Origin of the sequence: Primorskyibacter aestuariivivens (assembly GCF_028023675.1) — a bacterium.
Taxonomy (GTDB): Bacteria; Pseudomonadota; Alphaproteobacteria; order Rhodobacterales; family Rhodobacteraceae; genus Marinovum; species Marinovum aestuariivivens.
Window position 1 is genome coordinate 64,031 of sequence record NZ_JAQIOZ010000012.1, and the last position, 25,054, is coordinate 89,084.

The window sequence follows — 25,054 nt, forward strand, 5'->3', positions numbered from 1 at the left end:
CCGGCCATGCGTGATACGCTCTATTCACAGGTCATTGCCGGCCTCAAGCTGCTCTTGCCGCTCGCGGCGCTTGGCCTGTTGTCCACGATGTTCCTGCTGTCGCGGACGGTAGAGCCGGAATCCTCCGTGCCATTTCTTGAGGATGAAGCCTCTATTCCCGGTCGCGACAGCGTCAGTGCGCCGTATTACACCGGTAGCACGCCAGAGGGTCACGCGGTGGCTATCACTGCCGATACCGCCCGCCCCATGCCCGATGACCCGGCCGGGCTTGTCGCGGAAAAACTCAACGCTGATTTCCGTCTGACCGATGGGTCCACGATCAATATCGTTGCGCGCTCCGCTTCGGTGAACGAACCCGACGATCATCTCGAACTGACGGGTGATGTGATCATCGACAGTTCACAAGGCTATCAAGTGCGCACCGAGCTGCTTCGCTCTGCCCTGCGTCGCATACATGCGGAAACGCCCGAAACCGTGGAAGCCACGGGGCCGATTGGCGAATTGCAGGCCGGACGCTTTCAGATCAGGGAAGAGGCCGAGACCGGTCATGTGCAATTGTTTTTCACAAATGGCGTGAAGCTGATATACGAACCCGCGAAACAGAATAGTGGTGAGCCATGAGGATTTTTCGCATCGCGGCAGTTTTGACGGCTCTGGCCCTGCCCCTTGCGGCCTGGGCGCAGGGCACCGAGGTTGGTTTTGGGTCCATGCAGGCCGATACTGACGCCCCGGTGGAGGTGACGGCAGAAAACCTGTCTGTGAACCAGGATGACGGAACAGCATTGTTCACAGGCAATGTCGTGGTCGGGCAGGGCGAGATGCGCCTTTCCGCGCCCCGCGTTTTGGTCGTGTATAATGAAGGCCGTACCGGAATCGCCCGCCTCGAAGCGCGCGGCGGCGTGACGCTTGTCAGCGGAGAAGAGGCCGCCGAAGCGGCGCAAGCCGACTACGATGTAGAGGCGGCCACGGTGGTCATGACCGGCAATGTGCTTTTGACCCAGGGTCTGAATGCGCTGACCTCGGATCGCATGGTTGTGAATCTTGAAGACGGCACCGCGCGCATGTCAGGGCGGGTCAAGACCGTGATCCAGCAGCAACCCAGCGGCGACGATCAGTAAATGGCGGCCCCCGACCTGACAGTCCAGACCGGCACGGCCGGGTTGCGCATCGAGCATTTGCGCAAGTCTTATCGCAAGAAGACTGTCATTCGTGATGTCAGCATCGAGCTGAACCGCAGCGAGGTCGTTGCGCTGCTTGGTCCGAACGGGTCGGGCAAGACGACAACGTTCTATGCCGTCGCGGGGCTGGTGTTTCCCGAAGGCGGAAAGGTAATTATCGACGGGCGGGATGTGACATCCCTTCCGATGTACCGTCGCGCCAAGCTTGGCATCGGGTACCTGCCACAGGAAATGTCGATCTTTCGTGGCATGACGGTCGAGGACAATATCGGTGCGATCCTCGATATTTCTGTAAAGGAGCGGCACAGGCGGCGGGAACGGCTCGAAGAGCTGTTGTCCGAGTTTTCGATCGAACATCTGCGCCGCGCGCCGGCGCTTGCTCTGTCGGGTGGTGAACGACGCCGCGTTGAGATTGCGCGCTGTCTTGCGGCTGATCCGAAATATTTGCTGCTGGACGAACCCTTTGCCGGGGTCGACCCGATCTCGGTCGGGGATATCCGGAAACTTGTGTCAGATCTCAGGAAACGCGGGATCGGCGTTTTGATCACGGATCATAACGTGCGCGAAACGCTTGAGATCGTGGACCGGGCCTACATCCTGCATGACGGTCAGGTCCTGATGTCCGGCACGCCCGATGAAGTCGTGCGCAACGAGAATGTGCGACGGGTCTATCTGGGCGATCAGTTCCGCATTTCCTGAGCCTGCGGCCCGGGTGACCGCGTTTAGGATTCAGTAACTATTTTTGCCGAGATTTGCGCAACTGATCATTGACAGATCGGCCTATGCTGTCCTCAAATAGGGTATGACGCGTGAGAAGGCTCACCTTGAAATCTTCGCGCTCCTGCATGCAGGAAACGCTTTGTTTTTGGGGCTTGGGCACGCGTCTCATCCCAAGGCCGACACGATCTAAACGCCCGTAGCGCGGGGTTTTCCGCGCTCGGGGGTGACGTGCCGTCGCCACAATAAAAAGGACACAGGATGCGCTATCAAATCACTGGCAAACACATCGACATTGGCGCAGCACTGCAAACGCATGTTCAGAACGAACTCGGCAGTGTTGTGCAGAAATATGCGGAACGTCCCACCGACGCCAACGTGGTTTTTTCAAAAAGCGCCCATGAATTCGTGTGCGAAGCGACCGTTCATCTTTCCACCGGCCTGACGGCGCAGGCCAAGGCCCATGAGAACGAGATTTACGCGGCGTTCGACAGTTGTTGTGAAAAGATGGAGAAACAACTAAGGCGATACAAGCGCCGCCTCAAGGACCACCATCGCGAACGCTCCAGCCCGGTTGAACTCTTGGGCGCTTCCTCGTATATCCTCGCCGGAGATGGAGCGGATGAGGAATCAGAGCCGGAAACGCTGCAGCCTATGATTGTTGCGGAAATGCAGACCCAAATTCCTTCTTTGACGGTTGGCGAAGCGGTTATGCAGATGGAGCTCGCGGGCGCCCCGGTGTTGGTATTCAGGAACGAGAACAAGGGTTTGAACGTCGTTTATCGGCGGGATGATGGCAATATTGGCTGGATCGAACCTCAGCATAGTACCTGAGACCGGTCGCGACGTTATGATTTGAGGACACAGGCAACCGATGGATTTTAGCGAGCTGCTGAAGCCGGAAGCGATCAAGGTGAACACCACCGCTTCCAGCAAGAAACGACTCATGCATGACGTCGCGGACCTTGCCCAGGCCGCTTATGGTATCGATGCCAGCACTGCCGTGGAAGCATTGCTGGAACGTGAAAGCCTTGGCCCGACGGGCGTGGGGCATGGGGTTGCTCTGCCTCATGCCCGGCTCGACGGGCTGGATGGCTGCGTCGGCGTCTTTATGATGCTGGAAAAGCCCATAGATTTTGACAGTGTCGATCGCCAGCCGGTTGACCTCGTCTTCGGGTTGTTCGCACCAGAGGATGCGGGTGTTGAGCACCTAAAGGCACTGGCGCGTGTGTCGCGCATGCTGCGCGATCCGGCAGTCTGTACCAAGTTGCGGGCCAATGCGGATGTGTCCACGCTCTACACCATCCTGACCGAAGACGGCGCCGTTCAGGCTGCCTGACGCCCGCATATTCGCTGGGGCGTGTCAGGCCCAGTTCGCAAACCCAAGCATTGTATAGTCGCGCGCATAAGCTGCGCGGCAAGCATCTTCGAGCGCTTCGTCGTAAATCTCTGACAATGGGAACGGCGCGTCGCGCCCAAGGCTCGGAACCTCGGGTGGCGCGTCATATCCCAGTTGCTGTGCCAATGCGGGCAAATAGACCTCGATCTCGTCCTCCCGCAACACAAGATCAGGCAGGCTCAGCTCCCCCATCCCCTGCAGCGCTGCAACCTGGCTGCACCAGTGCGGGTCAATCCGCAGGTTCGTCTGTCCGTTCAAATTCATCCTGACAAAGTCGAGAAAACCGCCAAAGGCCGCGCGATGTGTCTCGCGGCTGTAGTCGGCTGCGGGCCAGTTATCGGGAATGGGCAGCCCGTGTTTGTTTTGCAGAACTCGCCGGATACGTCCAAACGTCCCGGGCCCCTTGGCAAGGATACGCGTGCAAAACACGTGATGGGCACGGGCAAGCGGATGTCGCAGAACCGTAAACCGCCGGTGCCCCGGATGGGCGTTGAGCCATTGGCGCAACTGTTTCTGATTGAACCCGGTCAACAGAGCGCCCAGCTCGGCATCATCGAGAGCCGCCAGCCAGGATATCACGGTGTCGTCCGGCCCGCCTTTGATGGGCATATACATCAGCGGCGCATGCGGGGCTGCTACATATCCCGGCACGGCGGCGCCGCGCCGCGGTTCGAAATTCGGGGTGCGGGACAGGTTGAACCGGTCCATCCGCGCCAGCGCGCGGTCCATGTCGTCCGGATTTGTGACCTTGTCGGTTATCGGCGCGGGGTTCTGCGGTTTCAGATTGTGACCAAACTGCTCCAACTGCTCGTCGCAGCCCAACCACCGCGCAAGGCCGTTGATCACGCCAAGATCCTGAATGTCCTCATAGGCCACGTAAAACGCAACCTGCCCGCGCCTTTGCAGCGCATTGAGCAACTTGGTCTGAAATTGCTGAAGCGCATCAACATGCGCCTCGAATTCCGCGATATCAAAGGTCGCGCGTGCATCCTTGCGTTTGGCGACATTGGTCAGCTTCCATTGCCCGGTTTCCTGGGCGATCTTCCAGCTGACGTAGCTTTCCAGAGGATTGCGGGTCAGGATGATCTTGGCGCAACGCGCATCGTCGAGCAACGCGTCCAATATGCGGGGGTCATGATCATGGAAGTAGCGAAAGCCCCCCAGCCCGTCGGTCTTGCTCCGGATCGTGTCGACCAGTGCCATGGGGTCCGCGTCCCGCGCTTCGCGGGAGATCCCGAGAATTTCGGTCTTGTTCGGGTATCCGATGAAGTGCGGGTTGAACGCCTCGCCATGGCAGGTAATCCGCCCGAACTGGTTCAGCGTCGCTTCCAACAGGTTCGAGCCTGTGCGCATCTCCGCAAATATGACGAAATGGTCAAACTCGGGCATTGGGGGATCACTTTATGAGATAGGGTTTGGGCGGCAGTTTGTCCCGGTTGTGACGCCGCACTTCAACCGGAAAATCGCCCATGAGATAGGGATGCATGCCCTGGTTCTTCAGGTTTTGCAGGAATTGCCCAAAGCCGGTCAAATCCACCATGGTCGGCGCTTCCGCCACGCGTCGCGGCGATCTGAACCCGATTTCATCCGCAATCGCCTGCAGATGCTCCATCGGGGTTTCGATGAATTCCGCCATGCTCCAGATCCTGATGCGCGCCTTGGCATGCGGGGAATGATAGATATCCAGAGATTTGGCTTCGATTTTTTGCAGGCGGGCAGCCTCGGCGCGGATCTGGGCAAAATCCATGTTGGATTTGAACAGGTTGACCGCCCAGGCCCCGGAAATCACTGATATCTGTGCATTGGGGTCGCGGGCGATACGCCAAAGTGCGTCTTGCAGGTCGCGCGGACCGAACTGAAAGCATTGGCGCTCGCCGCGCGTGTTCCAGACAAGGTTGGTCAGAAACGCCCATGGATTGGCGTCGCGAATGGCGGTGCTGTCGGACAATCCACCCTGAACCACGCGTTCGCCATCCGCGAATTCCACGCGCTCCGGGCCAAACAGATGCCCGTGCACCCGCGTTCCGGTGGTGCGGGCCAGCCACGGCTCAAAGTCTTCGAACAATTCCGAAAACCCTTGAAACATGGAATAGGGGCTTGCGGTTGCGCCGTTCTCCCAATCGGTGTTGGGAAAGCGTGAATGCATGTAAAGCCCGGTCCGTCCGCGCGTCCGGCGCTCGACCGCCTTGGCGAAGATGCGGTCAATCTTGCCTGGATTTGGCTCCGTGCGTTTCATGGCGCCGGCCTTATCCGTCAGGAAAAAGCGATAGAGCATGTCGGCATGCGGCCAGATCTTGCGCGCAACAAAGCAATCGGACCGCCGCAGAAGCTGCAGGTGGTCGTCGTAGAAAATATGCGGCTTTCCCTGGAAATCGAATTTCGACAAGGTCAGAGAGCGGCTTTCCAGTTCGGTGGAATAGAGCCGCGCCAAGGTCTGGTAATAGCTTTCATCAGGGATCCAGACCTTGCGGAAATACCGATCATAGGTGCTGCGCTCGGGGTCTTGCAGGATGGCGGTCAGTGTTTGTCGCGTCAGGCACCACCATTGGCTGCCCATATGCGGCCGCAACCCATTGGGGATGCGGCGTTTGAGACCGAGCGTGCGCTGCAATTCGACAAATTTGTCGAACAGGTATCGCTGCTGTCGCCAGGAGAACGGGAAATGCATAGTGAACCGTTCTTCGTCCAGCCCGCCCACGGTCCAGGGCACGTCGGTGATCGTGGCACTTTCAATGAAATCCACCCGCGGTCTTGCGGCAAGGTAGTCAACCAGTTCCTCGACCGGGCGCAACGGGAGGCATGATCCGGACGCGAGGTAAACGTGACGCACATCGGAAAAGTCGCGCAAAAGCTGCTCTGACGCGCTCTGCGACGCTGCGACAATGCCCCAGGTGCCCCATTCGCAGCGATAGCGCTTGGAGAACTTCACATGGTCCAGGTCGCTCAACGCGGACTGAAACTCTCGGAACCGCCTTCGGTCGACAGCCTTGTCCACATGGATCACGACCGGGCAACCCGCATTGGCCCAGTGGCGGGCTACCTGTTCGGCGCGGTTGAACGCCGTGTGGACCAGCATGACAACCCCAAGGCTCATGCCCAGTTTCCTTTGGACATCAGGCCGAGGATCTCAAGCTGGCGCCAGTTGATGTATTTCTCTGACCATTTGCACCACAGGTCCGGATTGTCCTGTGCCGCGGCAGCATAAGCCTTGTATTCGACCGAGGCCGCGTAATGCTGTTTGCGCTCAAGCTCTTCGGTGGCCTTCGACGTAAAAGTGTCGAGAAACTTGGTGTGCAGCAGGATGCCGCTGGCTTTCTCTCCGCCCCATTCGTCGTAAACAAGGTTCAGACCGCGCGGCAGAAGCATGTGGGTTGAGCTCACGTAGGTGTAGCGCCGGTCCCATTTGACCAGCGGGATCTTGTTCAGCGCCGGGGCTTTTTGCGGCATCTGGTCAAAGAACACCCGGGCCCTTGGCCCGCCCTGTATCCACAGGTTCCCAAAGCGTTTGTTCCGTTTGATCGTGTAGTTGCCGCTATCGAACCACTGTGCAATTTCAAGCGGGTTCTGCCCGGCCTGATACGGTTGGTTGTTGATCGGTCCCTTGGGATACATGTCCAGCAACATGGCCGAGAAGGATTTGATCGAACTGGCATCAAGCCAATCGGTCAAGGCGCGCAATGGGCGCGTATCGCAGAACGGATAAAGAAAAAACTCATCCGGATCGACCGTCAGCGCCCAATGCTCATGGGCGTATTTCCGTTGCAGGTAATTCAGCCAATCGACACCAAACCGGGAGCGTTTGTAACTGGCTTTGCTGTGCCAAAGAGATACGTCTGGCTGGTTTGCAAGATATTCGAACGCGCCATCGTCACTGTCGTTGTCGACGAAGAAGAAATGGTTGATCCCAAGATTTCGATAGTAGTCGAGAAAATAGGGAAGGCGCACCATCTCGTTGCGCTGGGTTGAAAAAACGAACAGATCACCGGCGCGGATCTTGCCGGTATTGTCGGAGACCAGCTTCAATTCGCGGGACTTGCGCAGCGCGCGGATACGCCAGCGCTTGCGCTGCAATCTCAGCCGGTATGATTGCCAGGCACCCACTTATGACCTCTCGAACCCGTTCACATCAGGCGCGTCCCTATCAGACTCTGTTTAAGACAAGATTGAAATGCCTGTCCCAATCAGGGGGCTGGTAGTCCGTCTGCGGGGGGCGCTGCTCTGCTATTTCTTTTATTTTGTTGGCCCAAGAATACGGGTCAGATGCCTTTAGGTAAATGGGAATATCGCTCAGGATTTCCCGATAGACCGGCAAATCGCCGCAAATCACGGGTATTCCCATGGCTGCGGCCTCGACCGGGGGCAGGCCAAACCCTTCGGCCATGCTTGGAAACAACAGCCCGCGCGATTGCTGCAAGAGTGCTGCAATCGCGCCGTCGCTGAGGCCAGGGCATTCGTGAACATGCCCTTTCCAGCGATCCGTCTCGTCGAGCCGACGGAACACGGCGTCGTTTTCCCAACCGCGCGCGCCGCAGATGACAAGATGAGGAACAGGCGCGTCCGAGGCCAGAAGCCGCTCCCACACATCAAGCAAAAGCGCATGGTTCTTGCGCGGTTCAATCGTGCCCACGCAGACGAAAAACGGCCCAGGAGGCGGAAGGGATGACGGCAATTCCATCGGTACCGGGATTGGCACATCGACCCCCAGATGGGCCACAATCCCATCCGGGACGCGTCCCATGGGGGCCATGTGCCGCTCGGCGTAGTGGCGCGATTGCTGTGAGTTGTAAATCACAAGGTCCGCCGCACGTGACACACGGTTCAGGAATACCCGAAACGCCTTGGCCGTTTCCGCGCGCTGATATTCCGGGTGATCCAGCGGGATGGTGTCATGGACGAGCACGGCCACCCCGGCATCGCCCAGATGCTGCCATGCGCCGATCACGCGGTTGGTCAGATTGGAATGTCCGGTATTGAGATAGACGCACCCACCCGGCACATGGCGCGCCAGCATTTTTGGCAATCGGATGGGAAGGCAGCGCGCGATGGCATGACGGCGCAAATCGGCTTCGGCCCGTCGCCGCATCTCCGGTACATGCGGGGCAAGGCGTCCCAACGCATCCAGCGCCCCCCAATCGTCCGCGGCGATCTTCTGACAGAGGCTGCGCGCGCCATCGCGGTCGAGCAAGACATAACCGATCCGGGTTCGCGCCAAGGCGAAAAGCGGTGTATCGTCGTCAATCAATCGCCTGAGATAGGCATATTCCACCCGGTCCACGCCGGTCATGACGCGCCCGGCCCTGCGGATCAGACGGGTGATGTCCAGACAACGCGCAGATGGCTTATTTGTCGTAATGGCCTGTTTGGTGCCAGCGCCAGGCATCGCGGATCATCGCCTCCAGATTGGACCGTGTCGGGTTCCAACCCAGTTCTTGCACGGCGCGGGTCGATCCGGAAACAAGTTTCGTGCAATCGCCGGGGCGGCGCTCCCCTTCAACAATTGGCACGTCGCGGTTTGTGACCGACTGGGAATGGGCCACCACCTCGCGCACGGAAAAGCCGCTGCCGGTGCCAAGGTTGAAGACCCGGCTGCCCTTGCCGTCTTGCAGCCATTTCAGCCCCAGCACATGCGCATCCACCAGATCGCAGACATGCACGTAATCGCGGATGCAGGTGCCGTCCGGCGTGTCGTAATCGGTGCCAAAGATGGTCAGCGCATCACGCTTGCCCTCAATCGCGTCCAGCATCAGCGGGACAAGATGCGTCTCGGGCTGGTGAAACTCGCCCACTTCGCCCTCGGGATCGGCTCCGGCCACGTTGAAATAGCGAAAGATCACCGAGCGCAGCCCATGCGCGGCCTCGAAATCGCGCAGCATGTCTTCGATGGCACGTTTCGAGGCACCGTAGGAATTCAGCGGCATCTGCGCGCTGGTTTCATCCAGAACGACATTGTCCTGATCGCCATAGGTGGCGCAGGTCGAGGAAAACACGAAATCGAGGCATCCTGCGTCGACCGCCGCCTCGATCAGGTTGAGGGACCCGGCCACGTTGTTGCGCCAGTAGAGGCCCGGTTCGCGCATCGCTTCGCCCACCTGGCTGAGCGCGGCAAAGTGCATGACGGCGGCGGGCTTGTACTCGGCAAACACCTGATCCAACCGCTCGCGGTCCAGAAGGTCGCCACGGGCCAAGGGGCCATACTTGACCGCGTCTTCCCAGCCCGTGGAGCAATTGTCATAGGTTATCGGCTCAAAACCGGCGCGTTTGAGTGCCTTGCAGGCATGCGAGCCGATATAGCCAGCACCACCTGTCACCAGTACGGGGATAGATGTCATGAAATCAGGCCTTATTGCGCGGCTTTTTCCGATGCCATCAGATCATGCAGATAGGCGCGCAGCTCATCCTTGAGATCGTCGCGGCTGAGGCCAAAGGCGACCGTGGCTTGCAGGAACCCGGCCTTGGAGCCGCAATCGAAACGTTGGCCGCGGAACCGCAAGCCGTAAACATTGCGGTTTTCCTCAATTTCCTGAGCAATGGCATCGGTCAACTGGATTTCCCCGCCCGCGCCCTGCTTCATCTTGTTCAGGCTGCGCAGCACGTCCGGGGTCAGGATATAGCGCCCGATCACGGCAAGATTGGAAGGCGCCTCATCGGCTTTGGGCTTTTCGACCATGCCTTTCACAGACACTAGGCTGCCCATGTCCTCCTTGATGTCCAGAACGCCATAAGCCGACGCTTTTTCAGGCGGGACTTCCATCGCGGCAACCATGCTGCCTCCGGTTTCCTCGTAGGCTTCGACCATTTGCTGGAGGCATGGCTTTTCGGCGGCAATCACGTCGTCCGGCAGGATAACGGCAAAGGGTTCGTTTGCGATCAACCGACGCGCACACCAGACGGCATGGCCGAGCCCAAGCGCCTTGTGCTGGCGGATATAGGCAATTGCGCCGCTGTCCATATTCGTGTCCTTGAGCGCATCGAGCAGGTCATTTTTGCCCTTCTTGCGCAGTTCTTGCTCAAGCTGGGGGGAATGATCGAAGTAATCTTCAAGCGCACCTTTGCCGCGCGATGTGACAAAGATGAATTCCTTGATACCGGCGGCGCGCGCTTCGTCGATGGCGTATTGGATCAGCGGGCGATCCACCAAAGTCATGATTTCCTTGGGTACCGATTTGGTCGCTGGCAGAAAACGGGTACCCAGACCGGCGACGGGGAAAATAGCTTTGGTGACTTTACTACGCATGAACAATGCCTCGGTGTGGTTCAAACTTATATTTTGCTCGGTTTACACCATGCCCGCAAAAATAAAAATGGTTACAGGTGTCTCAACCCGCGCGGTTTAGGCATGATTTTTGCAATGCGCCAGCAATTTTCTACTGTTGCGGCTGGAAGCCACGCGCTTGTGCGACGCGGCGGACCTCTTTCCGTATTTTTTGCCTAAGAGTCAGTGGTTTGAAGGTGGGATCATGGCGATCCATCTTGCCAAATTGGCCGCCGCGATGCTCCCAGTACCCGTCTTTTGTAAAGGCAACGCGTCCATAGAGTGTTGTCGGGGAAAAAATCATGACACTCGTCACATGTCCGTTTGCAACATCTTGCGCGGCTTTCCGCCGAAAATTTGCCCGATGCAGCCAGCGACCTGTATGCAGCCGCGTGCCATTGGGGGCCGCGCGAGGGAACGGCGTGAACCCATCCGCAGCACGGGCCAGAGGCACAAGGCTCCGGGGCCTGCGCATCACGCCTTCATCGAAACCCTGATACAGGCGCTTGAGAAGCTTGCGAACATCTCCGGGGGCCAGGCGCCCCTCAACCATATGCCGGAGCAATCGCTTGCGCTGTTCATCGGCAAACGCGGCGCGAAAGGTGGGGCGCTCAGTTTCCGGGCAGTGGCGCAGCAGGAACGCGGCATGAGATGCGCCGATCTCGAACAGGTCCAGAGGCACCCGGTCCTGTCGGCGCCGCGCGCTGGCCGCGAACCCATGATGAACCTCGGCCCGAGGCACGATGGCTGTGGCATGGCCCTGCGCCGCGAGCCGCATGTTCACATCGCTTTCGTCCAGATAAAACCGGTACGCCGGATCAAATCCGCCCATCGTCGCCAGAACATCCCGGCGAAAGGCCATGTTCGTGCCTTCGGTCTTGATGGCCCGGCCATGCGCCGGATGCAGAACGGTCGGCGTATCATGGTCAAGGCGCAGCGGATGGGTCCGCCCCCCGTCGTCGACCGTGCCCGCGCGCCATTGCCAGGAAACGCCATTGCGGCCGCGCACATACCCGCCAGCCGCTGATACCTCGGGGTCGTCAAATGCACCTGCCAATTCATCAAGCCAGGTCGGCTCGGGGACGGCGTCATCGTCGATAAAGGCGACAATCTCTCCTGCCGCATGTTCGATCCCGAGATTGCGGGCCGCAGAGATATTCGGCTCGTCAAACGGCACCAGCTTGATGGCATCCACGCCGTCGAAATCTTTCAACGCTGCGGTGCCGGACCTATCGGCAACCACAACGATTTCAAAGGCGGGATAGAAGAGCTGGCCAATTGCGGTCAGACACCGGCGCAGCGCATCGGGCCGTCCATTGGAGACAACGATAACGCTGGCCGTGCGCATGATCTATGCGGGCTTGAGGTCAACGCCCGGCGCGTAGGCAATAAAGAACGGGTTGGCATAACCATCCTTGCCATAAGCCAGCGGCGTGTGGTCATCAAAGCGAATGACGCGCCCGCCCGCACCGTTCAGCACGGCGTGCCCGGCAGCGGTGTCCCATTCCATCGTGCGGCCAAGACGCGGGTAGATATCGGCCTCGCCTGTCGCGACAAGGCAGAATTTGAGCGACGATCCAGCGCTGGTCATGTCCTTGACGTTGTACTTGGCAATATAGTCATCCGTGGCCTGATCGCGGTGCGATTTGGAGGCTACGACCATGAGAGCTGTATTCTCGGGCTGGCTGACCTTGAGCGGTTTGGTTTGCCCGATCGTGTCCTTGAGGAATGGACCGGTTTCCTCGACCGTGTTGCCCACGGAATCGGTAAAGAACAGCCGCTCTTTGGCCGGGGCATAGACCACGCCGCGCGTTGGCACGCCATTTTCGACATAGGCAATGTTCACGGTGAAATCGCCGCGACGGTGGATGAATTCCTTGGTTCCATCGAGCGGGTCCACGATCAGGAACGTATCTGCGCGCTCCGAATGCGAGGCGGCCTGTTCTTCGGTGACCAGCGTGACATCGGGAAAGGCCGCGCGCAGACCGGCGGAGATCAGCGCATCGGCGGCCTCATCGGCGGCGGTAACCGGGCTGTCGTCGGATTTGGATTTCACGTCGAAATCGTCGGAATTGTAAATATCCATGATCACATCACCGGCTTCGAGCGCCAGTTTCCGGATCACGCGGGTCAATTCTTCGTAGTTCAAAGTCTTTGGCTCCATCTCACCGCATGCCTTGGTGCGGCATTTGTTGAATTCATGCTTTGTGGGGGTTATGCTTCGAGTGTAACGGAACAGCAAGAATTCCGTGCCAAATCTTGCAAAACGGCGGAGCAGTACTGCCATGTTTGTCCAGCGTCGCCCAACGTCCATGTTGGGCTCTCTCCTTGTGACCGCCGAACTCGTGTATCACGGGGCCGTCCGGAACGTGCGCAAAACGCATGGCAATGCCTTCATCTCGATTCTGATGAACGTGCTTCAGACGGTCATCATGGTTGCCGTGTTTTACGTGATGTTCACCGTTCTTGGCCTGCGCGGGCTGAAGCTGCGCGGGGATTTCCTGATCTACATCATGACGGGCATCTTCCTTTACATGACGCATATCAAGACGATGAGCGCCGTGACGGGGGCAGAGGGGCCTGCCTCGCCCATGATGCAACATGCGCCGATGAACACCATCGTGGCGATCCTGTCGGGGATGCTGAGCGCGCTGTATATTCAGGTCCTGTCGCTGTTCCTGATCCTGTTTGTTTATCATGTGGGCTTTACCCCGGTGGAAATTCACGACCCCATCGGTTGTCTCGCCATGGTGTTGCTGGCCTGGTTCACGGGGGCCGCGGTGGGCATGGTTTTCCTGTCGCTCAAACCGTGGTTTCCAACGTTTATCAGCATCGCGTCGTCGATTTATCAACGTGCCAACATGATTGCGTCGGGTAAGATGTTTGTGGCCAATACGCTGCCCGGATATCTTCTGGCGATGTTTGACTGGAACCCGCTGTTCCACGCGATTGACCAGTCGCGCGGCCATGCTTTCGTCAACTATTTCCCGCGCAACTCGAACTGGGAATATGCGTTCTGGCTGGGGGTGACCTTGATGACCATTGGTCTGATGGGTGAATTCTATACGCGCCGTCACGTCTCGGCCAGTTGGTCGGCCAAGAGCTGACGCGCGCGGTGCGGAGCTTCATGTCATGAAGAGCGTCTTCACGATTCTTGTCGCGGGTCTCCTGGCTGCAGATGCACAGGCCGCAGCAATTGACAGGTCGTTGCGGCCCGTCGCGCGCCCGGTGTCGGACCAGACGGAAAGCCGCCCGACAGATCTGGCCGTTGTCCAAAGCCTGCGCCCACGCGTGCGCCCGGCTGTCCTTTCTCGGCCCGAGCCTACGGCGGCACCGGTCGATCCCGCCAAAACCGCCGGGTTGCGTGACTGGAGCCGGGGATTTCGGCAGCGCGCATTGGCGCAAGGCGTCAGCGCAGCGGTCTTTGACCGGGCGTTTCGCGATGTGCGCTACAACGCAGATGTCATCGCCCGGGACAGCAACCAATCGGAATTCGTCAAGCCGATCTGGGACTATCTCGCCAGCGCGGCCTCTGACAAGCGGATCGCCAACGGCAAGGAAATGCTGGTTCAGCACCGTAACACGCTGGCCGAGATCGAGGATCGCTATGGCGTTGCGCGCGAGGTCGTGGTCGCGGTCTGGGGCATGGAAAGCGCCTATGGCGAATATCGCGGTTCGATCAATGTGGTCGAGGCGCTGGCCACGCTCGCCTATGACGGGCGGCGCGGGCGGTTTTTTGAGCAGCAATTGATTGCCGCGCTGAAGATCCTGCAAAACGGAGATACGGCACCCTCTGCCATGACCGGAAGCTGGGCTGGGGCCATGGGGCATACGCAGTTCATTCCCACGTCCTACGAGGCTTATGCCGTGGATTTCCGCGGCGACGGGCGGCGCGATATCTGGTCCGATGATCCCACCGATGCGCTGGCCTCGACCGCCGCGTACCTGTCCCGCTTCGGCTGGATACGCGGCATGCCGTGGGGGGTGGAGGTCCGCCTTCCCGAGGGGTTTGATTACGGGCAGGTCGCGCGCAGCAACCGTAAGATGCCAAGCCAATGGGCGCAGCTTGGCGTGCTGACCCGTAATGGACGCCCTGTGCCGGATTATGGCGCGGCTTATGTGCTGTTGCCCGCCGGATCGCGCGGCGCGGCGTTTCTCGTATTCAAGAATTTCGACGTGATCAAACGCTATAACGCGGCGGACGCCTATGCGCTGGGCGTCGGACATTTGTCAGACCGGTTGATCGGCGGTGGTCCTATCGAGGGCGGCTGGCCCACGGGTGACCGGGCATTGACGCGGGACGAACGCAAGGAACTGCAACGACGCCTGACCGCGCGCGGGTTCAATACGCGCGGTGTGGACGGCCGGATTGGTCCCAACACGGTCAAGGCGATCCGCGGGTTTCAGCGGTCCGCGGGCCTGACCCCGGATGGCCATGCCTCGCACCGGTTGTTGCAGCGCCTGCGCTAGAGACTCCGGTAGGCGCTGCTTTCGACGCCCTTGGGCACGGTTGCGTCAATGTAGCAACGACCGGGTGCACAGCCTGACGCTTGTTCCCAGGGCTCGGTCTGGGACGGGTCCATGCGCAGCGGCGGCAGGTCGTCAATGGCATGGGTGGACCGTGCCAGCGTGCAGCGCGTGATCATGGCCCAAAGCACGTCCTGATCACAATACAGGTCGATATCCTCATCCACGTAGATCACTGTTTTGGTGAACGGCATGATCCGCATGATATCGCGGGTGAGCGCCTCAAGATCGCAGTCGCCAGAAGCCCCGGCGGCTAGGCTCGCATAGAGCAGAAGCATCCCGCCGCCAGACGGCGCATATCGTAGATCGCGCAGCGGCGTAGCTTTGGGCTGCGCCAACGCCACAGTCAACGCGCCTCCAAGCCCAAGGATAGCAGATTGTTCGCGTCCCGGCCCCAAGGTGGATTGCAGCACCGCACCGGGGCGTTGCGTGATGGCGGTTACCTCAATCACCTGTAACGGCGCACTCGCATGACCGTCATAGCCAAGGAACTCCGGCATTGTGACACCCAAGGGGCGATCGCCCAACGTCTCGTCACAAGTTTGCCGGGTCAGGTGGCCGTGCAGGACGATCTCGGATTGCGCCAGACTCGGGGCGGGGTGATCGGTGATGTCGATGGGCGCACCGGCGAGCGCGCCCGCCAGCGTCAGCTTGTCAAACCGTGCTGGCAAATGGGCGGTGGGAGTGGCCGAAGCGATTGCGACGGCAGGCGGAACTCCGATATTGATCGTGACTGGCAGGTCACGGCCCGCGTCCCATGCCGCCTGTGCCTGTGCACGCAATGCGCGGCTGGAGAGCATGGAAATGCCGAGCCGCGTATCGTCCAGCACCAGCATCCGGTGGGCCGAGATGGCGAGGTTCCGGCCCGTGCGTCCGGTCATCACAAAGCCCATCGTGACATAGGGTCCTGCATCGCGGGTTGTGATTTTGGGAAAGGGCAGGCGTGTCAGCGCAACGTCACGCCAGCTTTCATGGGCAAAGGGCATGAGCCGTGTGGTGATGGGGCCAAGGTCATCCGCGATTTCACACCAGCCACCCGGGGGCAGTCCCGGTATCCAGCGGCGCAGGCGGCGTTCGCAGCCGTAAAGCCCCAGGAGGAGATCGGGACCTTCATCCTGTTGGTACAAGACCGCCGGTTCCGACCCGGCCCGGGGTTGCGCAGGGATACCGGCATGGGCATAGGCAAAATCATGGCAGGCCGCGTCCGGTGTCAGGCCCTGTTTCACAAGGAACTGGCCCGGGGTGTCCGATCCGTCCCCGAGCGAGGCAAGGGCCGCGCGCATATCGCACGCGACCCCCATCTGTTTGGGATCAGGCCGAAACATCGGCCAGTTCCACTTTGGCCACGCCACGGCGTTCGGCCACCGCCTTTTGGGCGCGGGCATAGACCATCAGGATGGCAGGCCCGATGAACACTTCCGACAGCAGCGCCAGTGCGGCACCCGCGGCCATCAGGAGGCCAAAGCTCTGGATGTTGGACATCGAAGACATGGTGAAGACTGCAAAGCCCGCCATGACCACCACGGTCGTGGTAAAGACCGCGCGCCCGATATCGGTGATGGCACCGCTGATCGCATCTTCCATCTCGGCACCATCGGCCAGACGGGTCCGGACACTGTGGAAGAAGTGCAGCGTGTCATCCACGATCAGACCGGTGATGATACCGCCGATCAGCACGGTGAACGTATCGAGCGGAATGCCCAGATAGCCCATCACACCCAAGAGCACCACAAAGGGAGCCACGTTCGGCACCATCGAGACCAGACCCAGACCGGCAGAGCGCAGCGCAATGGCCATCATCGCCGTGACCAGCGCCAAAGCAAGCGCATAGGAGATGGTCATGCTATCCAGCACCTTCTTGGACGTCTTGGCCAGAAGCGCGATCAGACCGGTGCTTTCCACGGTTGCGGTGTCGCCCAGGGCGGCCTCGAACCGGGTTTCGATGGTCTCGATCACGTCAGTGTAGAGCTTGGCCTCAAGCCACGGCGTCTGAAAGGACACGCGGCCTTGGGAATAGTCCAACGACACGTAACGCTTCATGTCGTCGATGCCCTGACCTTCGAGCAGCAGCAGCTGATCCCAGATCTCTTCCTGGCTCGGGATGCGCAGCTCGGCACGGTCCCCATCGTGGATCGCCTGATTGGTCTCCTCGATGAACGAGATGACAGAGGTGTGGCGCCCGATCGGGATGTCCACCGCGTCATAGGAGCCACGCGCAGTTGCCTCGACGGTCTTGAGCATGGTCTCGTCGCGGAAGTCGTAGCCCTCGGTCGGGGTGATCACCATTTCAAGGTTCACAGTGCCCTGGAAATTCGCGTCGATGAATTCCGTGGATTGACGCGCATTGTTGTCTTCGGGCAGCCACAGCAGCGAATTGTGCGAATAGCTCAGGTTGAGGATACCCAGAGCTGCGGCAGCCACGAAACCACCGGCAATGACAAGCGTCCGGCGCGGAGCGTTGGTGGCAACCATGGCACCTTTGTGCAGAACACGGGTCACAAAGTCGGGCGTGTCCTTTTGCTTGTTCAGATAGCGTTCGGGCAGGGTGCGGAACACCAGCGTCGACCAGATCATCGCAAGGATATAGGACAGGCCAACCGACACCGTACCAAAGAGACCCAGCGCCGTGATCGGGGCCAGCGGCGCCGCAGACAGACCGATCAGGCCACCGGCAGTTGTCAGCGCGGTAAAGAGGATCGGCGTGTTTGCCTTTTTCACGGCAATGCCCAGCGCGGTCCGGCCATTCGGTTCAGATGCACGGGATTTCAACAGCGTCGAGGTGAAGTGGATATAGGTACACAAGCCCACAACCAGCGTCATCGGAATGAGCAACTGAACCGGCGGGGTCATCGCCGTGCCGGTTGCGGCCACGGTGGCAAGGGTTGAAAAGATCGAGGTCGCAAAGGTTAGGAACGCGCCAATGGCCACAAGGAAGCTGCGGTGCAGGGCCAGCATGGCCAGCACGGTCAGGATCACACAGGCCAGTGTGAAACGAGGCATATCGCCTTCCATCATGCGCACGATCTCAGTCGAGAGCGCGGGCGCACCGGCGATATGCACGCGGAACTCTTCGCCCTTGTAGCGATCTGCGATGGCATGGGCGGCGGCCGTCATTTCGCTGTATTGCGGCGCACCAAGCAGCGGACGTTCCGAGAGCGGAGTAAAGACCACGGGACAGGTCGCGCCATTGGACGGGTCGGGCACGCAATCATTCACCGCAGGGGCATAGCGATAGGGTTCGATCACCACGGCGGCGGTTTTGCCGTCGTTGGAAATGATGAAGTTCTGATAGAGCGGCGTGGTCAGGATGCGTTCGCGCAGTTCCTGCGGATCGCGGCCACGGGCAAGCATGTTGCGCACCAGTTCCTCAAGATACACACCGCCGTTTTCATGCTCGATGAACGGGATGTTGTAGGGCGAAAAGATCTCGGACACGTAGGGCACGCCATCGGCCAGCTCACGGTGCATTTTCGAGAATTTGGTCAGGAACTCGGTGGAAAAGACGTTTTCAGATTCCACCGCAATGACAAGGCGGTTGTCCTGGCCGAATTCACGACGCATCTCGTAATAGGTCTCAAGGGCCGGGTCGCTTTCATGCATGAAAGCTTCGACGCGGCCATCCTTTTGCAGGGTGGGCAGCTGGGTTGCCACAAGGGCGAAAATGGCGGCGAGCAGCACGATGACCGACTTGATCCGGTGCGTGTACACCGTCTGAAGAAATCGCGTCATCAGGCTTTCGACAAGGGAAAGCGGGTTCATGGAACAGGCTCCTGAAAGATCTGTGAATGGCAGGGGGGGCGGGACGCGGCACGGGCTATGCGCCGCGTCCTCCTGTGATCAGTTCTGGACGATGCGATCGCTGCGGAAATCCTTGAAGCCGCTGTCCGCGTTGGACAGATCCTCAAGCGTGAACCATTCGTCATTCAGCCCGATGTTGAAGCTTTCGCCCTCGGTGTGGAAATCCGAATAGGACACGACCCGACCTTCCTTGATGGTCGAGACCCGGTATTTTTCGGGGGCAAACACACCATCGACCCAACGCAGGTCCAGCGTTTCCAGAACACGCTGTTCGTTCGGCGCATCGGCATTGAAGCTGGAATAGATCGGCATGAAGGTTTCGGTGTCGGCCCAAAGCTCCCCATCGCGCAGGCCAAGGCGGATGACCTCGTCTTCGGTACGCGGGTTCACATAGAGCTTGTAGACCGGGTAGCCGCGGAATTCGCCGGTGCCCAGCAACTTGCAGTCATAATCGTCTGCTTGGCGGATCAGCATTTCGCCCACGGCCAGGTCCGAGCCGTAGAGACGCTGGCTCAGGTCTTCGGATTTCACGTCGATGACATTTTCGGCGGAGGGCAGCTTGAGCCAGACCTTGTCGGGCAGGGCTTCGACAAAGCTGTCACGCACGAAAGACTGGATATTGGCAAGCTCGGAGGGGTCCATAACCACCGAGCGCAGTTTGCGATTGATGCCGTCATTCTTGTGCGCGGCGGCGATGCGGCGGGTTTTGATGGCACCGGTTTCATCGTGAATGGTCATGTGCACGATGCGCCAGCTGTCATATCCGTTATAGCGGTTTTGCACCGCTTTCATGACCTCGTGGCAGTTGGTCATGGTGGGCGATGTGGGGGTCGCCTTTTCCACCAGGGGCTTGGCGCCTTCGGCCTGAGCCATCCCTGCGACCAGTGCGCAGGCGGCAGTTGCAAGTGCGAAAAGCGATTTGCGATTCCTGTCAAACATTGTGGTTATTCTCCGTTCAGATTGGCGATGGAACAGTTATTTTTCATTCCTCCGCCAAGGTGCTCGGAATCTGCCTGAAAACAAAACGGCGTTTGGTTTCTTTATTTAAGCATTTCTCACGGAATGTTTTTGATTGTGGCGAAGTGTGGCCCGCTTGGCGGCGTGAGCATTCTTCGCATTGAGCTCGCTTTAAGGAAAAGTTAATTTTTTCCAGTGCCTTGGCGGGAAAATTTTTTTCAAGGTCGTGAAATATTCAGCCATATGGCGCTGTGTGATCCGAAAAAACAAGTCAGAAGAATATTAAACACAACGTGACGTAGTAAGTGCCTATCGTCGTTTCCAGTACATGGATTTCAAATTCCAGACCTCGGAGAACTGAAAATGGATTTAAAAATCTGCGGGATCACCAATGATCATGAATTGGGCATCCTGGACCAGGAAGGCGCGCGCTACGCGGGGCTCTGGACAGGGATTGCCGGACACCCGCGCAATCTGAACGATGCACATTTCATGCGCCTTGCGGAACGCTGCCGTTTCGTTTCGCCTGTCGCGGTTGCCGTAAAACGTCCGGTGCGGGATTTGTGGGCGCTGCTGCGTGAGACAAAGGTGCGTTATGTGCAGTTGCACGGCTTCAACCCACCCGGTGACATTGCCTTTCTCAAGGACAAGGGGGTCACCGTGATCAAGACCCTGCATGTTGACGATAGTGGAAACTGTCCGCTTGAGCGGATGATTGATCCTTATCGTGATGCCGGCTGTGACGTCTTTCTGATTGACCGGTTCGGCGGGCGCCAGTCCATCGGGTCCTCCGGGGTCAGCCTTTGCGCGCAACAGGCCGATCGCTGGTGCGATGCGCTGACAGGCGCGCGGATCTGGCTGGCGGGCGGATTGACCGCATCGCGCATTTGCGAGCTTGCCGATGAAGACCGCTTCGAAGCCGTCGATGTCGATTCCGCCGCCCGCCTGAATGGCGGCGCGATTCACCGCAAGGCCGCGCGCATGCTCGTGCTTGCTTCCTCTCCCTCCAATTTGATCCAGGCTGCCTGATGAACCAGATTTCCGACTGTATTGCTGCCCGTCCGGTGCTTTCACCCGGCAGGCTTCTTCCCCCCACGCTTTGTCCGCTGATCATGGCGGGCGATCCCACCCTTGATGCAACCCGGGAACTGCTGCGCGAATGCGTCCGGCTGGGTGTTGGCATGGTCGAATTGTGCATTCCCTTCAAAAATGCCTTCACCGACGGTCAGACCCTGATCAACGCGCATAAGCGCGCCTTGCAGGACGAGGCCGGGCCAGATGCGGTGATCCGCATGGCCGCCGAGTTCACCAATGACATCAGGATCATCCTGCTGGCAGATAGCAGTCATACGCTGCGGCCGTTCGGGTTTGAGAAATTGTTCCGCATGGCGTCGCATGCCGGTTTTGCCGGTGTGTTGCCGCATGGCTTGCCCCCGGCGCTGACCGAACGGTTCTACAGTGCGTCTCTGATCGCGGGGCTGCCTGTGGTGGGGACGATCTATTCCAATGCCGTTCCCGAAAAACGCCAGCAGGTTCTGGCCCGTGCCTCGGCCTTTATCTACCTCGTGTCGACCTATGGCCGTTCCGGTGGGGCGGTGAACCCCGCCGACCTGACCTGTCAGATCGACGCGCTGCGCGCCCATAGCGCTTTGCCGGTCGCGCTTGGGTTCGGTTTGAAAACGCCCGGTGATGTCGGCCGCGCGTTCAGCGCGGGATGCGACATTGCCATCGTCGGAAGCGCTGTGTCCGGTGTTGTCGAACAGGCGCTCGATGCGGGGCTCGACCCCGTGGAAGAGGCCGCGGCCTTTATCGCCGAACTGAACGAGGAGACAAAGAAATGAGCGCCCTTGACCGTCGCATGGACACGCGAAATTCGGTGCTGAGCTATTCGGTCGAGGACCGTCCCGGCATTGCCCGGCTGATCGTGGACCAGCAGCATCCGTTTTTCTTTGATCATCCGTTGGATCACGTGCCGGGTCTGCTTCTGCTCGAAGGGGCGGTGCAGGCGGCGCAGAACTGTGCGCAAGAGCCCTGCTATGTGAGCGCGGTTCATGCCGAGTTCATCCGGTATGCGTTTTTCGACGAACCGATCCTTCTGGACACCTGTAGCGAGGAACGCCACGGACGCCGCCAATGTTGGGTCACCCTGACCCAGAACGGCAAGCTCTGCGCCAGGATTGAAGTTGTTCTGACCCGCCAACTCGGCTTGTTCCGCAGGCCGAAACTGGAAAAGGTCGATCTGGCTCGTGCGCTGCCGCCCTGTCCGGGTGCGCCGCTGAACAAACTGCGGCCTGAGAATGTTCTGATCACAACACCCCAGTTCAGTGATGAACAGATCGAGGCGCGGCTTCTGCCGATTTCGGACGCCTGCCTTTTTGCGGACACGACGCAGACAGTGCACCCGCTCTACCTTCTCGAAGCCTTCATGCAGGTGCAGCGCTATCTGAATGCGACCCAGGACGGGGACAAGCGCATGCGCGATATCCTGACCGGCGTGTCGATCGAGATGACCGCGCCTATGTCGGACCTGTCCGATGGCGTATTCCTGCGTGGCGCACGTGAATTTGCCTCAATCGGGCGCGGTCGCCTGTCGCGCAGCGCCTGGCTCTATGCCGCGCAACGCCCGGTCGCCAAATGCAGCATCCAGACCGCCCGGCTTGAAACCCGAAAACGCAAACCTGTCCAATCTGCCCCCCAATCTGCCCAAGGAGAAAACACCTGATGGAGCCTGTTCACATTATCGGGGCCGGGATATCCGGTCTTGGTGCCGCGCATTTCCTTTCCCAACGCGGCATTCCCAGCATCATTCACGAAGTCGGCGACTATGTCGGTGGCCGTGCCGCCTGTATCCGGCAAGGCGCGCATGCCTTTGAAATCGGCGGCAAGAACTTTTCAAGCGCGTGGCCCCGGTTCAACGCGTTGCTGGATGAATTCGGGATCACCGAGTTCGAGGACCAGCATCCCGGGTTTCACATCGTTCTGAATGACAAGCTCGTGGCGCTTGAGAAATCCAAGACGTTGACCGGTGATCTGCGGCTCGCGACGGCGCTTGGGCCGGTGGGCGCGCTGCAATTCCGCAATTTCCTGACCTACGCCCGGAAAAACGCGGATCGGCTGAATTACAGCTCGGGCTTGATCGAAGAGGTGGAGCGTCGCTGGGACCATGCCACCATCGACAAGCATTTCACCCCGAAGCTCAATGACGGCCCCTTGCGGCTGTTCTCGATCATCATGGGCGGGGCAGAGCCATCCGAGCTTTATCCGTCGCTGATGATGCTGTTTGCGTCCGGCTTCGGCAAAGGATCGCATCACGCCGTCGCCGGTGGCATCGGGCAATTCCATGACAAGCTTGCCAAGGGGAAAACCATCCGTTTCGGGTCGCGGGTGCGCCGCATCCAGACTTCTGGCGGGCATGTCTCCGGGCTGGTTGTCGAAGACCAGAAAGGGACAGAAATGATCCCGACCGACCGCGTGATATCGGCCGTTCCCGCGCATATCCTGCGGCAGCTGGTCGATTTGCCCGCCTATGGCCGCGTGGCTTTTGATCAGTTGCGCTACTTCCCGCTGGCGATGATCAATGTCGTCTATGATGCGCCGGTTTTCCGCGATGGTGTCCATTCCATCATGTTCGAACCGGACGCGCCGCTGGGCCATTGTTCGGCCAACCGGCTGCATTCGCCCCATCACGTGCGCTACACGCTGTCGGGCAAGAAAGCGCGGGATATTCTCGATGCCCCGGATGAGGAGCTGGTGGGGATCGCGGAACAGACCTTTTCCAAGCGCCTGCCGATCAATGCCAAGCGGCTGGAGGTACATATCGCGCGCCACACCGGCGGGATCTGTGGATATGCACCGCATTTCACCGCCGTCAAGCGGGACATGCTGCGGGCGGTCGACACCATTCAGGGGTTGGAAATTGCCGGTGACTACCTTGAAGGGCATACGATGGAAGGTTGCCTCACCTCGGCGGATCTGGCGGTTGCACGGTTGATGGACAGCGCGCGCGCCAAAGCGGTCGCGGCATGATCCGGACCGATCATAAGGCCGTGATCTGGGCCGCGGGGGCCTGCGCCGTGATGAGCGGCGCAGCGATTGCCGCGGCCATTCCGGCGATTGACGACGCATTGTCCGGCGCTGGCGGTAGCGGGATTTGGGGGCGCGTCGCGCTCATTCTGCCTGCGGTCGTGATCATGGGGCTGGGTCCATGGATCGGACGCCAGACGGGGCGCGTTGACCAGAGACTGGGCTTTGCCATGGCACTATGCGCCTTGGCCGGTTTCGGGTTGCTTGGCGGCTTTGCCAATGGGCATGGCTGGCTGCTGATCAGCCGGATCGGGCTGGGCATTGCAACCGCGGCTGTGCTTTGCTTTGCAACGGCCGCCATTCCGGCGCTGTTCGATGGACGGGAGCGTGGCGAGACAATTGACCGGCAATCGGCGTTCAACACCCTTGGCGGTGTTGTCTTTGCCCTCGCCGGGGGGCTGCTTGCGCAATGGGGTTGGCGCATGCCGTTCCTTCTGTACCTGCTCGCGTTGCCCGTGGCCTGGCAGGCGTTGCGCCTGCAATGGCCCATGCCGGTGCAACTGCCCAAGGCGACGGTAGATATCCAGGCGGTGCGCGTGCCACTTGCGACGCTGGCGCTGGCGATGATGGCGTTCTACCTGGTCCCCGTTCAGGCACCTTTCATGACCCCGCTTGCTGACATTCCGGCATTGGCTGGATTGACCATAGCGGCGGCCACGTTGATTGGCGGGCTGATGTCGTGGCAAAGCGCTGTGCTCAAGGCCGCGGCTCCGACATCGGTGATCCAGACGGGCGCGATTGCGGCGCTTCTGATCGGGTTGATCCAGGTCGGGCTGTCGCAGAATGTCCCAGCGCTGTTGCTGGCGGCCGGGCTGATCGGCGCGGGGTTTGGCGCTTTGTTGCCGCTCCTCGTGCAGCGCGTTCTCGGGGCTGCACAGCCGGGGACACAACACGCCATGGCCGGGCTGATCGCTTCGGCGCTCTACGCCGGACAGGTGTCGGCCTTTGCGCTCGCACTTGCCTTTGGCGGGGTTGCGCCGGGTCCGCCATTCCTGACGATGGCATTCGGACTTGGTCTCGCCGTGTTCTTGTGGATCAAACGCGACCGGCTTGGTCCCTGGCGCAAGTGGATCATCGAAAACGCCGCCTGAGGAACGAGACCCGGCCTGATACTTCGGGCCGGGTCGCATCCATGCCATGTAT

General features: G+C 59.8%; 23 protein-coding genes. 12 read left to right on the top strand and 11 right to left on the bottom strand.

Translation table 11 applies throughout. The features are described 5' to 3' along the window. Window positions 1–6 precede the first annotated feature (6 nt). From lptC to PGB28_RS13390, 5 genes are all read left to right on the top strand, one after another. A complete protein-coding gene (lptC, locus tag PGB28_RS13370) occupies window positions 7–621 on the top strand; it encodes an LPS export ABC transporter periplasmic protein LptC (RefSeq protein ID WP_271422016.1) in 615 nt (204 codons plus the stop codon). Further along, window positions 618–1,118 carry an LptA/OstA family protein gene (locus tag PGB28_RS13375; RefSeq protein ID WP_271422017.1) on the top strand — a complete coding sequence of 167 codons (501 nt, stop codon included), beginning with the start codon at window positions 618–620 and terminating at the stop codon, window positions 1,116–1,118. Before lptC ends, PGB28_RS13375 begins: the two co-directional genes overlap by 4 nt. Further along, the gene (gene lptB, locus PGB28_RS13380; protein ID WP_271422018.1) at window positions 1,119–1,877 is read left to right on the top strand and encodes an LPS export ABC transporter ATP-binding protein; all 759 of its coding nucleotides are present in this window, start codon (window positions 1,119–1,121) and stop codon (window positions 1,875–1,877) included. Between the two features lie 279 nt (window positions 1,878–2,156). Continuing rightward, window positions 2,157–2,729, top strand: coding sequence for a ribosome hibernation-promoting factor, HPF/YfiA family (gene hpf, locus PGB28_RS13385; RefSeq protein ID WP_271422019.1), 573 nt, complete (start codon window positions 2,157–2,159; stop codon window positions 2,727–2,729). A gap of 40 nt (window positions 2,730–2,769) precedes the next feature. Further along, window positions 2,770–3,234, top strand: a complete 465-nt coding sequence (locus PGB28_RS13390; protein WP_271422020.1) for a PTS sugar transporter subunit IIA — start codon at window positions 2,770–2,772, stop codon at window positions 3,232–3,234. Between the two features lie 24 nt (window positions 3,235–3,258). On the opposite strand, the gene PGB28_RS13395 is transcribed toward PGB28_RS13390, so the two are convergent. The 8 genes from PGB28_RS13395 to cysQ all read right to left on the bottom strand — a co-directional run bounded on the left by PGB28_RS13395 (window position 3,259) and on the right by cysQ (window position 12,710). Further along, a complete protein-coding gene (locus PGB28_RS13395) occupies window positions 3,259–4,683 on the bottom strand; it encodes a nodulation protein NodH (RefSeq protein ID WP_271422021.1) in 1,425 nt (474 codons plus the stop codon). Window positions 4,684–4,690: 7 nt separating this feature from the next. Continuing rightward, complete coding sequence (locus PGB28_RS13400; RefSeq protein ID WP_271422022.1) at window positions 4,691–6,388, bottom strand: DUF5927 domain-containing protein; 1,698 nt, start codon at window positions 6,386–6,388, stop codon at window positions 4,691–4,693. Further along, entirely contained in the window at window positions 6,385–7,395 is a 1,011-nt protein-coding gene (locus tag PGB28_RS13405; protein ID WP_271422023.1) for a glycosyltransferase family 2 protein, read from the bottom strand. The genes PGB28_RS13400 and PGB28_RS13405 overlap by 4 nt, the downstream gene beginning before the upstream one ends. Window positions 7,396–7,435: 40 nt before the next feature. Next, a complete protein-coding gene (locus tag PGB28_RS13410) occupies window positions 7,436–8,578 on the bottom strand; it encodes a glycosyltransferase family 4 protein (RefSeq protein WP_271422024.1) in 1,143 nt (380 codons plus the stop codon). A gap of 55 nt (window positions 8,579–8,633) precedes the next feature. Beyond that, window positions 8,634–9,623: a UDP-glucose 4-epimerase GalE gene (galE, locus tag PGB28_RS13415; RefSeq protein ID WP_271422025.1), complete on the bottom strand. Its 990-nt coding sequence runs from the start codon at window positions 9,621–9,623 to the stop codon at window positions 8,634–8,636. 11 nt (window positions 9,624–9,634) lie between these two features. Next, window positions 9,635–10,528 carry a UTP--glucose-1-phosphate uridylyltransferase GalU gene (gene galU / locus PGB28_RS13420; protein WP_271422026.1) on the bottom strand — a complete coding sequence of 298 codons (894 nt, stop codon included), beginning with the start codon at window positions 10,526–10,528 and terminating at the stop codon, window positions 9,635–9,637. A gap of 130 nt (window positions 10,529–10,658) precedes the next feature. Further along, window positions 10,659–11,894 (bottom strand): glycosyltransferase family 2 protein, encoded by a 1,236-nt coding sequence (locus tag PGB28_RS13425; protein WP_271422027.1) that lies wholly within the window; start codon window positions 11,892–11,894, stop codon window positions 10,659–10,661. Between the two features lie 3 nt (window positions 11,895–11,897). Continuing rightward, the gene (cysQ, locus tag PGB28_RS13430; RefSeq protein ID WP_408636258.1) at window positions 11,898–12,710 is read right to left on the bottom strand and encodes a 3'(2'),5'-bisphosphate nucleotidase CysQ; all 813 of its coding nucleotides are present in this window, start codon (window positions 12,708–12,710) and stop codon (window positions 11,898–11,900) included. Window positions 12,711–12,831: 121 nt separating this feature from the next. On the opposite strand from cysQ, the gene PGB28_RS13435 reads away from it, so the two are divergent. Both PGB28_RS13435 and PGB28_RS13440 read left to right on the top strand, forming a co-directional pair. After that, on the top strand, window positions 12,832–13,653 hold the full coding sequence (locus PGB28_RS13435; protein ID WP_271422028.1) for an ABC transporter permease: 822 nt from the start codon (window positions 12,832–12,834) through the stop codon (window positions 13,651–13,653). A 25-nt stretch (window positions 13,654–13,678) separates the two neighbouring features. Continuing rightward, entirely contained in the window at window positions 13,679–15,016 is a 1,338-nt protein-coding gene (locus PGB28_RS13440) for a lytic murein transglycosylase (protein ID WP_271422029.1), read from the top strand. Here PGB28_RS13440 and PGB28_RS13445 read toward each other — a convergent pair. The 3 genes from PGB28_RS13445 to PGB28_RS13455 form a co-directional block, all read right to left on the bottom strand. Beyond that, window positions 15,013–16,398: a UbiD family decarboxylase gene (locus PGB28_RS13445; RefSeq protein WP_271422030.1), complete on the bottom strand. Its 1,386-nt coding sequence runs from the start codon at window positions 16,396–16,398 to the stop codon at window positions 15,013–15,015. The genes PGB28_RS13440 and PGB28_RS13445 overlap by 4 nt on opposite strands. After that, window positions 16,385–18,832 carry an efflux RND transporter permease subunit gene (locus PGB28_RS13450; RefSeq protein ID WP_271422031.1) on the bottom strand — a complete coding sequence of 816 codons (2,448 nt, stop codon included), beginning with the start codon at window positions 18,830–18,832 and terminating at the stop codon, window positions 16,385–16,387. Before PGB28_RS13450 ends, PGB28_RS13445 begins: the two co-directional genes overlap by 14 nt. Before the next feature lie 78 nt (window positions 18,833–18,910). Further along, entirely contained in the window at window positions 18,911–19,810 is a 900-nt protein-coding gene (locus PGB28_RS13455; protein ID WP_271422032.1) for an outer membrane lipoprotein-sorting protein, read from the bottom strand. 381 nt (window positions 19,811–20,191) lie between these two features. Here PGB28_RS13455 and PGB28_RS13460 point away from each other — a divergent pair, with 381 nt between their 5' ends. Genes PGB28_RS13460 through PGB28_RS13480 form a run of 5 tightly spaced genes read left to right on the top strand, consistent with a single transcriptional unit; the run spans window position 20,192 to window position 25,002 of the window. Then, complete coding sequence (locus tag PGB28_RS13460) at window positions 20,192–20,857, top strand: phosphoribosylanthranilate isomerase (protein ID WP_271422033.1); 666 nt, start codon at window positions 20,192–20,194, stop codon at window positions 20,855–20,857. Beyond that, window positions 20,857–21,669, top strand: coding sequence for a tryptophan synthase subunit alpha (trpA, locus tag PGB28_RS13465; protein WP_271422034.1), 813 nt, complete (start codon window positions 20,857–20,859; stop codon window positions 21,667–21,669). Before PGB28_RS13460 ends, trpA begins: the two co-directional genes overlap by 1 nt. Further along, on the top strand, window positions 21,666–22,550 hold the full coding sequence (locus tag PGB28_RS13470; RefSeq protein WP_271422035.1) for an AfsA-related hotdog domain-containing protein: 885 nt from the start codon (window positions 21,666–21,668) through the stop codon (window positions 22,548–22,550). Before trpA ends, PGB28_RS13470 begins: the two co-directional genes overlap by 4 nt. Next, the gene (locus PGB28_RS13475) at window positions 22,550–23,854 is read left to right on the top strand and encodes a protoporphyrinogen/coproporphyrinogen oxidase (RefSeq protein ID WP_271422036.1); all 1,305 of its coding nucleotides are present in this window, start codon (window positions 22,550–22,552) and stop codon (window positions 23,852–23,854) included. Before PGB28_RS13470 ends, PGB28_RS13475 begins: the two co-directional genes overlap by 1 nt. Next, on the top strand, window positions 23,851–25,002 hold the full coding sequence (locus PGB28_RS13480) for an MFS transporter (protein ID WP_271422037.1): 1,152 nt from the start codon (window positions 23,851–23,853) through the stop codon (window positions 25,000–25,002). Before PGB28_RS13475 ends, PGB28_RS13480 begins: the two co-directional genes overlap by 4 nt. The last annotated feature ends 52 nt before the right edge of the window (window positions 25,003–25,054 follow it).

Coding starts and splice junctions, on each gene's coding strand:
- lptC (WP_271422016.1), top strand. CDS start 7: ATGCGTGATACGCTCTATTCACAGGTCATTGCCGGCCTCAAGCTGCTC.
- PGB28_RS13375 (WP_271422017.1), top strand. CDS start 618: ATGAGGATTTTTCGCATCGCGGCAGTTTTGACGGCTCTGGCCCTGCCC.
- lptB (WP_271422018.1), top strand. CDS start 1,119: ATGGCGGCCCCCGACCTGACAGTCCAGACCGGCACGGCCGGGTTGCGC.
- hpf (WP_271422019.1), top strand. CDS start 2,157: ATGCGCTATCAAATCACTGGCAAACACATCGACATTGGCGCAGCACTG.
- PGB28_RS13390 (WP_271422020.1), top strand. CDS start 2,770: ATGGATTTTAGCGAGCTGCTGAAGCCGGAAGCGATCAAGGTGAACACC.
- PGB28_RS13395 (WP_271422021.1), bottom strand. CDS start 4,683: ATGCCCGAGTTTGACCATTTCGTCATATTTGCGGAGATGCGCACAGGC.
- PGB28_RS13400 (WP_271422022.1), bottom strand. CDS start 6,388: ATGAGCCTTGGGGTTGTCATGCTGGTCCACACGGCGTTCAACCGCGCC.
- PGB28_RS13410 (WP_271422024.1), bottom strand. CDS start 8,578: ATGACCGGCGTGGACCGGGTGGAATATGCCTATCTCAGGCGATTGATT.
- galE (WP_271422025.1), bottom strand. CDS start 9,623: ATGACATCTATCCCCGTACTGGTGACAGGTGGTGCTGGCTATATCGGC.
- galU (WP_271422026.1), bottom strand. CDS start 10,528: ATGCGTAGTAAAGTCACCAAAGCTATTTTCCCCGTCGCCGGTCTGGGT.
- PGB28_RS13425 (WP_271422027.1), bottom strand. CDS start 11,894: ATGCGCACGGCCAGCGTTATCGTTGTCTCCAATGGACGGCCCGATGCG.
- cysQ (WP_408636258.1), bottom strand. CDS start 12,710: ATGGAGCCAAAGACTTTGAACTACGAAGAATTGACCCGCGTGATCCGG.
- PGB28_RS13435 (WP_271422028.1), top strand. CDS start 12,832: ATGTTTGTCCAGCGTCGCCCAACGTCCATGTTGGGCTCTCTCCTTGTG.
- PGB28_RS13440 (WP_271422029.1), top strand. CDS start 13,679: ATGAAGAGCGTCTTCACGATTCTTGTCGCGGGTCTCCTGGCTGCAGAT.
- PGB28_RS13445 (WP_271422030.1), bottom strand. CDS start 16,398: ATGTTTCGGCCTGATCCCAAACAGATGGGGGTCGCGTGCGATATGCGC.
- PGB28_RS13450 (WP_271422031.1), bottom strand. CDS start 18,832: ATGAACCCGCTTTCCCTTGTCGAAAGCCTGATGACGCGATTTCTTCAG.
- PGB28_RS13455 (WP_271422032.1), bottom strand. CDS start 19,810: ATGTTTGACAGGAATCGCAAATCGCTTTTCGCACTTGCAACTGCCGCC.
- PGB28_RS13460 (WP_271422033.1), top strand. CDS start 20,192: ATGGATTTAAAAATCTGCGGGATCACCAATGATCATGAATTGGGCATC.
- trpA (WP_271422034.1), top strand. CDS start 20,857: ATGAACCAGATTTCCGACTGTATTGCTGCCCGTCCGGTGCTTTCACCC.
- PGB28_RS13470 (WP_271422035.1), top strand. CDS start 21,666: ATGAGCGCCCTTGACCGTCGCATGGACACGCGAAATTCGGTGCTGAGC.
- PGB28_RS13475 (WP_271422036.1), top strand. CDS start 22,550: ATGGAGCCTGTTCACATTATCGGGGCCGGGATATCCGGTCTTGGTGCC.
- PGB28_RS13480 (WP_271422037.1), top strand. CDS start 23,851: ATGATCCGGACCGATCATAAGGCCGTGATCTGGGCCGCGGGGGCCTGC.